Source organism: Methylobacterium sp. Leaf111 (genome assembly GCF_001423285.1).
Taxonomy (GTDB): Bacteria; Pseudomonadota; Alphaproteobacteria; order Rhizobiales; family Beijerinckiaceae; genus Methylobacterium.
Map to the genome: position 1 here is coordinate 159005 of NZ_LMNE01000056.1, position 13486 is coordinate 172490.

The 13486-nt window shown below is 70.5% G+C and carries 10 protein-coding genes; 4 read left to right on the forward strand and 6 right to left on the reverse strand.

Going from position 1 to position 13486, the window contains the following annotated elements; translation table 11 throughout:
- Positions 1–22: 22 nt before the first annotated feature.
- A complete protein-coding gene (locus ASF41_RS20160; RefSeq protein ID WP_156653404.1) occupies positions 23–1111 on the forward strand; it encodes a DUF563 domain-containing protein in 1089 nt (362 codons plus the stop codon).
- A 4-nt stretch (positions 1112–1115) separates the two neighbouring features.
- On the opposite strand, the gene ASF41_RS20165 is transcribed toward ASF41_RS20160, so the two are convergent.
- On the reverse strand, positions 1116–2144 hold the full coding sequence (locus ASF41_RS20165) for an SIS domain-containing protein (RefSeq protein ID WP_056272644.1): 1029 nt from the start codon (positions 2142–2144) through the stop codon (positions 1116–1118).
- A 283-nt stretch (positions 2145–2427) separates the two neighbouring features.
- Between ASF41_RS20165 and ASF41_RS20170 the strand changes: the two genes are divergently transcribed.
- Positions 2428–4134 (forward strand): outer membrane beta-barrel protein, encoded by a 1707-nt coding sequence (locus ASF41_RS20170; RefSeq protein WP_082504697.1) that lies wholly within the window; start codon positions 2428–2430, stop codon positions 4132–4134.
- A 61-nt stretch (positions 4135–4195) separates the two neighbouring features.
- Here ASF41_RS20170 and ASF41_RS20175 read toward each other — a convergent pair whose 3' ends face one another.
- The gene (locus ASF41_RS20175; protein ID WP_056496390.1) at positions 4196–4792 is read right to left on the reverse strand and encodes an AprI/Inh family metalloprotease inhibitor; all 597 of its coding nucleotides are present in this window, start codon (positions 4790–4792) and stop codon (positions 4196–4198) included.
- 543 nt (positions 4793–5335) lie between these two features.
- On the opposite strand from ASF41_RS20175, the gene ASF41_RS20180 reads away from it, so the two are divergent.
- Positions 5336–6343, forward strand: a complete 1008-nt coding sequence (locus ASF41_RS20180) for a DUF2778 domain-containing protein (RefSeq protein ID WP_244479729.1) — start codon at positions 5336–5338, stop codon at positions 6341–6343.
- 466 nt (positions 6344–6809) lie between these two features.
- Positions 6810–8429, forward strand: coding sequence for a multicopper oxidase family protein (locus tag ASF41_RS20185; RefSeq protein ID WP_056496394.1), 1620 nt, complete (start codon positions 6810–6812; stop codon positions 8427–8429).
- A 62-nt stretch (positions 8430–8491) separates the two neighbouring features.
- Here the strand turns inward: ASF41_RS20185 and ASF41_RS20190 are convergent, their stop codons facing one another.
- The 4 genes from ASF41_RS20190 to ASF41_RS20205 form a co-directional block, all read right to left on the reverse strand.
- The gene (locus ASF41_RS20190; RefSeq protein ID WP_082504698.1) at positions 8492–10486 is read right to left on the reverse strand and encodes a methyl-accepting chemotaxis protein; all 1995 of its coding nucleotides are present in this window, start codon (positions 10484–10486) and stop codon (positions 8492–8494) included.
- Between the two features lie 155 nt (positions 10487–10641).
- Positions 10642–11886, reverse strand: coding sequence for a cytochrome P450 (locus ASF41_RS20195; RefSeq protein ID WP_056496401.1), 1245 nt, complete (start codon positions 11884–11886; stop codon positions 10642–10644).
- Positions 11883–13190, reverse strand: a complete 1308-nt coding sequence (locus tag ASF41_RS20200; RefSeq protein ID WP_056496404.1) for an NAD(P)/FAD-dependent oxidoreductase — start codon at positions 13188–13190, stop codon at positions 11883–11885. Before ASF41_RS20200 ends, ASF41_RS20195 begins: the two co-directional genes overlap by 4 nt.
- Positions 13187–13453 carry a ferredoxin gene (locus ASF41_RS20205; RefSeq protein WP_056211143.1) on the reverse strand — a complete coding sequence of 89 codons (267 nt, stop codon included), beginning with the start codon at positions 13451–13453 and terminating at the stop codon, positions 13187–13189. The genes ASF41_RS20200 and ASF41_RS20205 overlap by 4 nt, the downstream gene beginning before the upstream one ends.
- Between the last annotated feature and the right edge of the window lie 33 nt (positions 13454–13486).

Genomic DNA, 13486 nt, shown 5'->3' on the forward strand with positions numbered 1-13486 from the left:
CTTTCGAGGGGCTTATCCGCGCGTGAAGGCCAAGCTGCAGCGCTGCCGCACCGTATGGGGACGGACCGAACAGCGCGATACACTTCCGGGACTGCGTGCGGTGACCAACGCCGTGTATCAGCCGGCGACCCTGGACGGGAGTTGGGCGCTGTGCGATGCCGATGGCACCATCATCGAATTTGGCGCCAATCCCATGCTGACGGACGTCGTGGACGAGGCGGACGATCGCCCGACTCTCTTCATCGGTCCGCTGATCACCCATTACGGCCATTTCCTCCTCGGCACCTTCGCGCGCCTCTGGCCACTCCTCACCTGGAGGGGACCGAAGCCACGCCTCCTCTGCTACGCTGAAGGACCTCTGGATGCGCTGCACGCGAAATGGGCGACGCTACCGTTCCTCGCCGACATTCTCGCCCGCTTCGATCTGACCATCGCAGACCTCGTGACCTTCCAGAACGTGACGCGGATCCCGAAGCTGCTGGTTCCGGAGCCGAGCGTAAAGGAGCAGGACTTCACCCATGCGATCTACGGCACGCTCACGCACTATACCGGCGAGGCGTTCTACGACCCAGTCGCTGTCGATCGGGAAACGCGGCCGGTCTACCTGTCGAAAGCAAGATTGGCATCGGGGATCTCGCGCCTGCGCAACGAGGATGTGCTGTGCGAGCGTCTGGCGCGGCAGGGGGTGGACATCGTTTTCCCGGAGACCCTGCGGTTTCCTGAGTTGGTTCGTCTGCTTTCGGAACGGAAAATGGTTCTTGGAACGGCAGGCTCGGCGTTCCATACGGCCGTCTTCGCGGCGCCGAACCGCCGGATCCTCGCGTTGAACTGGACGCCTCCGGTCCACGCCAACTATCCCCTGCTCGATGCGCTCAATGGCACGCAGGCGCGGTACTACTTCGTTCCGGGGAGCATGATCGAAGAGGAGCCTGGCTTTCATTTCGGGTGGTCGATCCCGGACCCACAAGCGGTCGCGGCCGAGATGCTGGAGCGCGCGCATGCCTTCGACAGCCTCGAGGCCCGCGATGCCGCCGAGGACACGGCGCGTTGGCGATCCAAGTGGATCCCGGGCTGGAAACCGGTTCAGCGCTGGCTCGAGCGCCGCCTCTGACGGCTCAGGCGACGCCTGACCGGAGCAGATCGTGGTAGTGCACGAGCCCGACCGGGCGGTCGTCCTCGACGACGATCAGCGCCGTGATCTTCATCGATTCCTGGATTTCCAGCGCCTTCGCGAGCAACGTTTCGGGGGCGACCGTCCGTGGCTTGCCGCTCATCAGCGCCTCGACCGCGAGGCTATCGAGATCGGTGCGGAAGACGTTGCGGCGCAGATCGCCGTCCGTGAGGATCCCCGCGAGGCGTCCCTCGGCGTCCACCACGACCACCGAGCCGAACCCCTTCGCATCGATCTCGGCGATGGCCGCGCGCATCGGGGTCCCGCATGGGACCACCGGCAACTGAGATCCGGTATGCATCACCTCGCGAACCTGACGCAGCGAGGCCCCGAGGCGACCGCCCGGGTGATAGATGCTGAATTCCCGCGCGGAGAAGCCGCGTGCTTCGAGGAGCGCAATGGAGAGCGCATCGCCGAGCGCGAGCTGCATTGCCGTGGACGTCGTCGGGGCCAAGCCATTCGGGCAGGCCTCGCGCGCCTTCGGGAGGGTGAGGCAGATGTCGGCTTCGCGGCCCAGAGTCGACGTGCTGCTCGACGTGATGGCGATCAGGCCGACGCGGTAGCGACGGGCATAACCGATGATGTCGGCCAACTCCGTCGTCTCGCCCGACCAGGACAGTGCCACCACGACGTCTTCGGGCTGTATCATGCCCAGATCGCCATGGCTGGCCTCGGCGGGGTGAACGTACAGGGCGGGCGTCCCGGTCGAGGCCAGCGTCGCAGCGATCTTGCGACCGATATGGCCCGATTTGCCCATGCCCGTGAGGATGGCGCGTCCCTTGGCGCGGGCGATGCGCGACACCGCATCGGTGAACGCCGCGCCGAGCCCATTGCCGATGGACTCCATCAAGCAGGCGAGCCCATCGCGTTCGGTCTCGATCGTCCGCAGGGCGGAGGCGACCGCCGGCGAGAGCGTCGAATCCGCGGGGATCGAGGCGGGGCGCAAGGCCTGGGCGCTGTCTGCTGGAGCCATACTGCCCCGTATCCTTCTCGTGAGATCGCGTGCGCGTGCGGCGCCACGGTCGTCCGCCTATGGACAGGGATTGTGGTCGGATGGCGACCCCTTGGCCTTGCCCGATGTGTCCCGCTCCGCGTTGACGCCCCATTAACCGTGCCGGTTGTAGGCCTGTTAACCATGAGGTCGGGGCGTCTTCCCTTGAAAGACGGTCTGGCGTCGTCCGTCTCGCGCATCCGCAGGCGGCCCAGGTCTCGAAGCGCCGTCTTCGGCGTCAAGGTCAGCGGAAAGACGTCGATCCGTGACATGCGCAGGGCCGATCGCAGGATGGCAGAGCCAAGGTCTTCGTGGCTTTGCCCTGATCGCTGCCCTCACGCTTCCGTCCCTTGCCCGGGCTCAGGCGCTTCCCTCCGGTGCGCCCGATAGTACCTTCGGAGCGCCGGCCGTGGGCGACGTCCTGCCGCTGGGCGCGGGCCTGCGGGGCAGTACCGTCTCGGGCAGCGGGGTTCTGAACAGCAACGGCTCTGCGACCGGCGGAGAGACGTCAGGCAGCGGAGGACTGGCCACCCGTGCGCTGGCCGGAAGCCGATCCGGCAGCGCCCTCGCCTCCGGCGGGACGAATGGGCCCAACAATCGCGGACTGACGAATCTCCTGCGGCTCAGGGCGATCCCGCCGCGCCGCTTCGGGAGCGCGACGGTCCGGCCGGTCCGATCGATCACGCAAGTGCCGCCTTACGATCTGCGTCTCACGCCGGTGGTGCGCAATGCCGTGAGCGGCGTTCCGTTGCCGACGGTGCTGCCGCTCGCTGGTGTCCAGACGCCGGGATTCTTTCTCTCGACGGCCCTTCGGCGGCCGATCACCATCGACGAGGCCTACGCGCCGCTCGGGATCAAGGTCGGCACCTTCACGATCCTGCCTGCGATCCAGCAGAGCATCGGCTATGACACCAACCCCGACCAGATCACGAATCGGCTGGCCAAGCCGTCGCTGGCGCTGCGGACCGATGGCGAATTGAGCTTCCGGAGCGACTGGTCGTCGAGCGAGCTCACCGGCGACCTGCGGGGGGGCTACGTCGATTATCCGGACAATCAGGGGGCCAGCCGACCGAACGGAGCCGGCGTGACGCGGCTGCGGATCGACGCGAACCGCGACACGCGGATCGAGGTCGAAGGCCGATTTCTCCTGGAAACACAACGCACTGGCACGCCGGACCTGGCGGCCGCGACGGCGACCCGGCCGCTGATCGCGAGCTATGGCACGACGGTCGGCGTCTCCGAGCGCTTCAACCGGGTCCAGGTTTCGCTGCGGGGGTTGCTCGACCGCTCGGAGTTCGAGGATGCGCAGCTCTCGGATGGCACCATCCTGCGCCAGAGCGATCGCAACCTGAACCAGTATGGCCTGCAACTCCGGGCCGGATACGAGATCTCGCCCGTCATCACGCCCTTCGTCGATGTCCTGGCCGACACGCGCGTCTACGATCTGCGCGTAGACTCCTCGGGAATACGGCGCGATTCCGATGGCATCACGCTCTCGGGCGGCGCATCCTTTGCCCTGACCCGCTTCGTCACCGGGGAAATCTCGGCGGGACTTCAGCACCGCAGCTATGTCGACCCGGCCCTGCGCGATCTGACGGCGCCCGTCATCACCGCGGCGCTGATCTGGAGCGCGAGTCCGCTCACCACGGTCCGCCTGAATGGAGCGACGGGCATCGTCGAGACGTCGGTGCCCGGTTCGAGCGGTGTCCTGACACAAACCGCGACGCTGGAAGTCCAGCACGATCTCCTGCGCAATCTCTCGCTGACCGGCGGCATCAGCTACCTGTCGAACGACTATGACCGGGTGAACATCACCGAGCGCGGATTCTCGGCGACGGCGCGGATCGACTATCGCTTTAACCGCTGGCTGGCGATGCGCGGGAGCTACATCTACCAGCGCCTCGACAGCACCTCGTCCGGTTCGAGCTTCCACGCGAACACGTTCCTGCTCGGCCTGCGCGTCAATCCGTGACGCGCGGACCCGCTTTTTCGTCGCGGTATACCAAGAGGGTCGTGTCGAGGTCGCGCGGGTTTCAGCGCACCATCGCCAGCGACGCGCCGGATTTCGACAGCGCGCCGTCGAGGGCCCCGCCACCCTGACGCAGCCGGGCCGCGACGGTGCCGCCGGGCTGGTAGAGGTAGACCTCGCCGTCGCGGTAATCCCAGGCGGTGACCTTGGAGAGGTCCTTGTTCGGGCAGCCGGAGGCGCTGGCCTTGTAGAGGTCCAGGGCCGGAGCGCTCGACAGGGAGACCTTGCAGCTCGCGCCGGTGGCGTCCTTGGCATTCCAGGTGCCGACGACGGACGAGCGGCCGCCCGCCACGACCGGCGGCGGAGTCGGGGCGACGGGGGGCGCCTCCGGGGCGATCACCGGGGTCGAGGGGGCGACGGCCACGGTGGCGCCCACCGGGGGCGGCAGGTCCGCCGGGGCGGCGGTGGCGCCCGGCGGCGGGGCCAGCGGCTCCGAGGTGACCGGGCCGGACGGCATGGCGGGGACGACCGGCTCCAGGGCCGCCTGGGGGCCGGGGGCGATCCGGCCGCGCGTGGGACCCTCGAGGCGCTGGGAGGCACAGGCGCCGAGGCTGGCGGCGAGCGCGAGGACGGCGGCTGTCGACGGGAGCGAACGCGGCATCGATGTCATGTTCCGAGCAGGTGCGGGTGGGGAGCCCGGGGGCTCCTCGTTTCGGCCTGCGTCACCGGCAATTGCGCTGGCGGCAAGGCGCCGGGCGCGGGCGGTAAGGGATTTGCCGGGACCGCTCGATCTTTCGCGGCGGGTGTGGCGTTCGTGCCTCAGGGGATGGGGCCGACCCCCGGCTCCGTCGCGCCGGCCTGCCGCGCGGGCATCCGCCGGCGTTCCGCCAGGACGAGGGGCCGAGCGGGATCCGACCCCGGCGCGAGGATCGACGAATCGCGCTGGGTATCGCATTCCGGACGAAAGTGTGGTGACACAGGATCGGCAGTCTTGCGACGGAGGTTCGGCAGATTCCGCGAATAAAGGCGCGCCGGATACAAGCATGTGTCCAGTTTCGGCACAATCCCGCCTCAGAAACGCCGAGTCGACCGGGTCGGATAGCCCCGTGACGGACGACGCAAGTCGCGCGCCCGTCATCCGCGCCCTGGGGCCGGACCGAAGGCCCGGCACGTGCGCCGGCCCATGCAGGAGATGGAGCCGACCATGGCGGAAGCTGCCGAGCGTTCCATGTCGACCCGACCCGGTCGCGCCGCCCGAGGCCTCGGCCTCGCGGCCCTCCTCCTCGGCGGCGGTATCGCGGGTTTCGTCGCCTGGTCCCGTCCGCCGGCCGCGATCCCGACCCTCGCCGCCGTCACGCCGGTGGACCCGCCGGCAGCGGCCCCGGTCGGTACCGACAGGTCTGCCGACTCCGCCGCCGCGACGTCCGCCGACCCGGCGCCCGAAGTCCCGGCGCCCGTGGCACCCGAAGTCCCGGCGCCCGCGGGCGTCGCCGAAGCCACGACAGCAACCCCCGAGGCCGCGCCCGAGACCGCGCCCACGGCTATGGCGGAGCCGGCCACGGCCCAGTCGCCCCTCGTGGCGCGGTGGGTGCCGCTGCCGGTGCCGCGGCCCCCGGAATTTCGCGCCGGGCGCCTCTCCGCACGGTCGACCCGCGCGGCGCCCGCCCGGACCGCCAGCGCGGCGCCGCCCCCGGAGGACACCCGCTCCTTCATCGAGAAGCTCTTCGGCGTCGAGAGTTCCGAGCCGCCGCGGCTCGCCTACACGGCCCTGGAGACCAAACCCGTCGACGACGTCTTCCGGCGCGCCCTCAGCGCCGTGCCGACCAGCCCGACCGGCGGCGTCGCGGTCTACGATATCCGCGCCAAGGTCGTGACCCTTCCGAACGGGGAGAAGCTCGAGGCGCATTCGGGGCTGGGCGAGAGCATGGACAATCCCGGCCACACGCATGTGCGGATGAGGGGGCCGACCCCCCTCGGCACCTACGACATCCGCGAGCGCGAGCAGCCGTTCCACGGCGTCCGCGCCCTGCGTCTCACCCCCGTCGGAGGCCCGGAGGCCATCCACGGCCGGGTCGGCCTCCTTGCCCACACCTACATGCTGGGTGCGAGCGGCGCTTCGAACGGCTGCGTCTCGTTCCGCGACTACGACAAGTTCCTGCAGGCGTACCTGCGCGGCGAGGTCCAGCGCCTCGTCGTCGTTGCGGGCGGCTAGGGGCCTCACGGCCACTCGTCACGGGTCCGCGATCCGGGATCGCGTTGGGCGCACCGGCGCCGTCGAGATCCCTTCGCGGAGGCCGTGCGTCGCGGTCCCGGCTGAGACCGCGTGGAAAGATCTGTCCCAGGACTCATCCGCATTCGGCGCGTTTCGCGTGCTGTTCGCGTGTCTTCGCGCGTCGGCAGGCGCGCCCGCCCCCGATGGGGTCCAGGGTCTCGTCGGTGTTCGGGATCGGTACGACACGCCGACGACGCTCGGCGGGTCGTCTGCGCGTCGCCGCGGCGTCCCGCCTGCGAAGGGGCGTCGCCGTGCGCGCAACGATACCATGTCGAAGTCTTGCGCAATACTGTAACGTCAATACTGTAAAATATACAACAAATGCTGCTTTCGGGATGGTGTTGGCCGATAAATTCCTGATAAGGCGATTGATGGATTGGTCGAATGAACCGGTGAGAGGCTGAGGATGCGGCGGCGTACATTCGTGGCGGGTCTCGCCGGGTTCATCGGGTCCCGGCCCGCGTCGGCGCAGATGCGGCACAACATGGGCACGATGGCGGGCCAGGGTGCACTTAGCGCCCCGACGCCGGCGGCGCCCGTCCTGCCCCAGGGGCAACCGCTGCGCGACCTGCCGCGCCTGCCGAACCAGTCCACCGTTCCCGGCCGCTTCAGCGCGACGATCACGGCCGGCCCGGGCGTCGTGCGCTACGCGGAGGGTCTCGAGACGCCGGTGCTGCTCTACAACGGCGTCCAGCCCGTGATCGAGGCGACGGAGGGCGACCGGATCGCGATCCGGTTCCGGAACGGCGTTCCGGGACAGCCCTCCACGATCCACTGGCACGGGATGCCGGTCCCGTCCGATCAGGACGGCAACCCGATGAACCCGGTCGCGCCGGGGGACGAGCGCGTCTACGCCTTCGATCTCCCCGAGGGCAGCGCGGCGACCTACTGGTTTCACCCGCACCCGCACGGCTTCACCGCCGAGCAGGTCTATCGTGGCCTGGCGGGCCTGTTCCTCGTCAAGCCGAAGGTCGATCCCATTCCGGCCGCCTACGGCGACACCGTCCTGATGCTCACCGATCTGCGGATCGCCGCCGATGGAACGATGCCCCGGAGCACCATGGCCGACGCCATGAACGGACGCGTCGGCGACCATGTGCTGGTCAACGGGCAGAAGAACCCGGTCCTGTCCGTAGCGCCGGGGGAGAAGCGCCGCATCCGCCTCGTCAACGCGACGAATGCCCGGTTCCTGCGCCTCGGCCTCAAGGGCGCGCGCATGCTCCTCGTCGGCACCGATGGCGGCTTGGTGGAGACGCCGGTTCCGGTCGACGCCGTGCTGATCACGCCGGGCGAGCGCGTGGAACTCATCGTCACCTTCGACCGGCCCGGGGAGGCCCGGCTGACGACGCGCCCCTATGCGCGGGGCTGGATGGGGCCGGGTGAGCCGAAGCAGGCCGGCCTCGTCCTGCTGACGGCCCGGGTGTCGGGCCAGCCGGCCGCCGCCTCCCCGCCCCTGCCGCCGGTCCTGAACCGGATCGCACCGCTCGGCGAGCCGGTCGTCTCCCGGCGCTTCGTCTTCACGGAAGCCATGACGCAGGGCAGCGGCCGGGATGGCTCGAAGGGCATGGCGGGTATGGGAGGCATGGCGGGCATGGGAGGCATGGCGGGTATGGACGGCATGGCGGGTATGGACCGGGGCGCGACGGCGCCGCCCGGACCCGCATCGGCCGCGCCATCCGGCGGCATGGCGATGCGATTCCTGATCAACGGCCGGAGCTTCGAGATGGGCCGCATCGACGAGGTCTCGAAGGTCGGCCAGGTCGAATCCTGGAGCATCGTCAACGAGTCGGACATGGACCATCCGTTCCACGTCCACGGGACCCAGTTCCAGATCGTGGACATCGCGAAGGGCGGCGCGGTCCGGACGCCGGAATTCCGGTCCTGGAAGGACACGGTCAACGTCGCGGCCGGCGAGACGGTCCGCATCCGCCTGCGCCAGGACATGGCGGGGCCGCGCATGTACCACTGCCACATCCTCGAACACGAGGATCTCGGCATGATGGGAACGCTCGACGTCCGGGCCTGAGCCGGGCCGGATGCCGGCGCGGCTGCGGGACGGACCGTCGCGCAGCCGGCGCCGGGCCGAGGTCAGGCGGCCCGGATGGCGTCGAGGAAGGTCTCGACCTCGCGCTGGACGGCCACGGCCTGGGTCGAGAGTTCCCCGGCCGCCATCATCACCTGCTGGGCGGCGCTGCCGGTCTCGCCGGCCGAGGCCAGCACCCGGGCCACGTTCGCCGAGACGTCCTCCGTCCCGTGGGCGGCCTCGATGGCGTTGCGCGAGATTTCTCCGGTTGCCGCCGTCTGCTCGATCACGGTCGCGGCGATCGTTTCCGTGATGCTGTTGACCGACCCGATGGTCTGGCCGATCTGGCGGATCGCGGTGACGGCCTGGGCGGTGGCCTGCTGGATCGCCGCGATGTGTCCGCCGATCTCGTTCGTGGCGCGCGCCGTCTGGCCGGCCAGTTCCTTGACCTCCGTGGCGACGACGGCGAAGCCGCGTCCGGCCTCCCCGGCCCGCGCCGCCTCGATGGTGGCGTTCAGGGCCAGCAGGTTGGTCTGGCCCGCGATGCTGGAGATCATCGTCACGGCTTCGCCGATCTGCTCGGCGGCGGCCGACAGGCTGGCCATGGCCACGTCGGTCGCCTGGGCCTCCCGCGTCGCCGCGGCCGCGACCGTGTTCGACTGCTTCACCTGACGCTCGATCTCGCGCAGGGAGGCCACCATCTCCTCCGCCGCCGAGGCGACCGTCTGCACGTTCGCGGAGGTCTGCTCGGCGGCCGCACTGGAGGCCTGGGCCTGATGACTCGTCGCGTCGGCCACGCCCGTCATGGAGCGGGCGGTGGCGTCGAGTTCGGTGGAGGCTGCGGTGACGACCCCCACGGCGGCGCCGATCGTCCGTTCGAACCCCTTGACCAACTCGTCGACGCGGTCGGCGCGGCGCTGACGGGCGGAGCGCTCCGAGACCTGCTGGGCCTCGAGTTCGATGCGGGCGATGGCGTTCCGGCGGAAGACGTCGACGGCCTTGGCCATCGCGCCCATCTCGTCCGTGGCGTCCTGCGACGGCACGACGACCGCCGTTTCCCCGGCGGCCAGGCGGGTCATGGCCTCGGTCATCCCGGCGATCGGGCGGATCAGGCTGCGGGCGATCAGGACGGCCATGCCGCCGCCCAGGATCAGCGCCAGGGCGATCAGGCCCTGCTGCAGGCGCTCGCCGAAGGCGACGGTCGCCTCGGTGGTCGCGGCGACGGCCTTCATCCGCCCCTCGGTGACGGCGCGGGATTGGACCCCGGCGGCCGCGATGGCGGCGACCTTCGTCTTGATGCCGTCGAAATCGCGGCGGCTGTCCTCCATGGCCTTGGCGGCCTCCTGGAAGGCGCCGATATAGCTGGCGAACGCAGCCTCGCCGCGGGTGATCGCCGCGGCGGACGCCGGGTCGGGATCGAGGGCCCGCAGCGCCTTGCCGGCGGCCATGGCCGTCTGGGCGTAGTCCGCGAAGATCGTCGGACCCTTAGGGTCCAGGGTCGTCAGGAAGCGCCAGGCGGACATCCGCGTCAGCAGGACCGCGCTGTCGTAGGTCTGGGCCTGGATGAGGTGCGCCACGCTGCCGTTGGCCCGGATCTCCTGGAGGATGGCCTGGTTCAGGCGGGTCAGGCCGTTGCCCTCGTCGAACAGGCGGGTGCGGGCCTCGGCCAGGGCGGCGCCGCTGGCTCCCAGGCGGACGACGTCCTGCTCCAGGTCCCGGCCCCCGTCGGGCAATTGGGCGTAGACCTTCCGACGCTCGTCGGAGGCCGTGTTCCGCGTCACCCGGTCGCCGATCTCGACGATGCTCCGGCGGGTCTGATCGAGGTCGACCAGGGTCTCCGGCTTGGCCGTGGCGCTGTATGCGAAGGATTGGGCGATGAGCCGGTCGGTCAGGCCCGTGATCGTGTAGATGTCGCGGGTGTTCGTCTCGATCCGGTTGCGGTTCTCGTACTGGCCGGACAGTTCGGCGAACTGGTAATGCGATGCGATGCCCAGGCCGGCGATGAGGAGCATCAGCGTGCCGAAGCCGGCATACAGGCGGGTCCGAATACCGAACTTCATTGCAGTGTCTCGCTGAGTAGGATTACGTCGCGAGACCTTTAATAGGCTATATCCAACAATATTCCGTTAAAAGAGCAGTATAGAAGCCCGTCTGAGCAAGGCGCATTGCTTGCGGGGTCCGCCTGACCTTCGGGATGGTCCCGCGCGGCCGGACCCTACGGAGCGATGCCGTCGATGGCGAGGCGCAGGTGCTTCGGGCCGCGCAGGGCCGAGCCCGGCCGGTAGGGCGGGGGGTCGACGGTCAGGCGCGGGTTCTTCAGGCGGCGGGCGAGGGCCACCAGGGCGGCCTCGACCTCGAAGCGGGCGAGCGGCGCGCCGACGCAGTAGTGCAGGCTGCCCCCGAAGCCGAGATGGCGATTGTCGGCCCGGTCGGGATCGAAGCGGTCGGGCTCGGCATAGACCTCGGGGTCCCGGTTGCCGGAGGCGAGCAGCAGGACGAGGGGAGCCCCCTCGGGGATGGTGACGCCGTTCTGCGTGATCGGGCACAGGGTCTTGCGGGTGCGGAACTGGACCGGGGGCTCGTAGCGCAGCAGCTCCTCCACGACGCGGGGGGCGCGGGACGGGTCCTCGCGCAGGCGCCGCAGCTCCTCCGGGTGGCGGAGCAGGGTCAGCATGCCGTTGGTGATGAGGTTCACCGTGGTCTCGTGGCCGGCCACCAGCATCAGGATCGCGGTGGCGATGAGGTCGAAGTCGCTCATGCGCCCGTGGCCGTCGACGGGCGCGGTGGCCAGGCCCGACAGCATGTCGTCCTGCGGGTCCTTGCGCTTCTGCGCGATCAGGCCCTGCATGTATTCGGAGATGGCATCGAAGGTGCGGCTGTTCTCGGCGCGCAGGTCGTCGTCCTGCAGGGTGTCGGGTTCGAGGGCGGTGGCGAGCTGCGTCGCCCAGCCGTGGAACTGCGCCTCGTCCGCCGGCGGGATGCCCAGGAGTTCGCAGATCACCGTCACGGGGAGCGGATAGGCGAGGTCGTCGACGATATCGATGGCCGTCGCGTCCCCGAGCCTGTCGAGGATCTCGTCCACGAGGACGTGGGAGCGCGCCCGCAGGGCCTGGACCCGCTCCGGCATGAACTGCTGCATCACGGCGGCGCGCAGGGCGTCGTGGTCCGGCGGATCGCGGAAGATGAAGGGCCGGTGGGTGTCGGTGATGTGGTCGCGCACCGGCTTCACCAGCCAGTCCTTGAGCGGGTTGCCGGTCTTGGGCCGGTCGGCCGGCGGCAGGGTCTCGGAGCTCACCCGCGGGTCGTGCAGCAGGCTCGCGATCGCCGCGTGGGAGGCGGCCACGTAGGTGCCGTCCGCCTGGCGCGAGACCGGGCATTCCCGCAGGCGGGCGAAGAGCGGGTACGGGTCCGGCCGGGCGGCCTCGTCCTTGATCTGCGCGAACAGGGTGTGGTCGCTCATGCCGCGTCCTTCTCGGAAGATGTGGGCTCGGCGGGTTCGGGGAAGGCCGGCGGCAGCACCGCGAACGGGCCGGCATCGACGCCGCCGGTCTCGGGCGGGAACGGCGCCCCCGCGGCGATGTGCTCGGCATAGGTTGGGAGCCAGCGGGCGCAGTCGAAGGCCACGGCGGCGATGCAGCGGCCCTCCCGGCCGTAGACCGCCACGAACCGGCCCTCCTTCAGGCTGCCCCGGGCCACGACGAAGCCGTCGGCGCCCGTGGTCAGGCCCACCGACTTGAGGGTGATTCCGCCCTGGCTCGACCAGAAGGCCGGCACCTCGGCGTAGGGCTCCGGCGCGAGGCCGGCCAGGAGCCGGCCGGCATGCCGGCCCTGCGCGACGGCGTGGCCCCAGTGCTCCAGGGCGATGCGGTGGCCCGGATAGAGCGGATGGGGAAATCGCGCGACGTCGCCGGCCGCCGCGATCCGGGTGTCGGGCCGTTCGGATTCGTCGAGGACGTAGCCCTGCGCGTCGCAGTCGATCCCGCCCTCGTCGCAGGCGAGGCCCGAGCCGGCGAGCCAGCCCGTGTTGCGCACGGCGCCGAGGGCCACCACCACCACGTCGGCCGGGAGAACCGTGCCGTCGGCGAGGCGGACCCGCGCCACGCGGCCGGCGCCGTCATCCTCCAGGGCCGCCACCTTCACGCCGCTGCGGATGGTGGTGCCGAGGCTGGCATGCAGGGCCTCCACCACGGAGCCGAGATGCTGCCCGAGCACCTTGGCGAGGAGAGTCGGCCCGGTCTCCACCAGGGTGACGGTCAGACCGAGGGCCTGGCACGAGGCCGCCACCTCGCAGCCGATGAAGCCGCCGCCGATGATGACCACGTGGGCCGGGCCGGCGGCGAGGTCGCGCCGCAGGGCCTCGGCCTCGTCGCGGCCCCGCAGGGTATGCACGCCCGCGAGCCCTGCTTCCGCGGCGTTCGGCCAGCCGCGCGCGGAGGCCCCGGTGGCGATGAGCAGCCGGTCGTAGGGCACCGCCTCGCCGCTCGCCAGCGTCACGGTCCGCTGGGTGCGGTCGAGGCCGGTAGCCGGGTCGCCGAAGCGCCAGTCGGCCTCGAGCGCCACGAGGTTCGGCAACGTCGTGGCGTCGGCCGCGACTTCCCCGGTGAGCACCGCCTTCGAGAGCGGCGGCCGGTCGTAGGGGCGGTGCGGCTCGGCCCCGATGATGGTCAGGGCGCCGCAGAAGCCCGCCTGCCGCAGGCTCTCGGCGCCGCGCAGGCCGGCCAGGGAGGCCCCGACCACCACGATCCGCGTCTCGGCGTCGCTCATCGCGGGTCGGCCCCGGCATCCTCGACGCGGATGGCCTGCACCGGACAGGCGATCCGGGCGCGCTCGATGTCGTCGCGGGCGGCGGCCGAGGGGGCGGGGTCGTAGTGGAGGGCCTCGCGGCCCTTCAGGACGAAGTGGTGGGGGGCCGCGTAGCAGCACTGGGCGTAGGCCTGGCAGAGGTTCAGGTCGACGGTGACCCGCAGGCCCCCGGCGGCCCGGCGCCCGTCGGCGCTCGGCCGGTCGTGGTGGTTCAAGTCGGACATGCTTGCGCAATCTACCCGACCCGCTCACGGTTC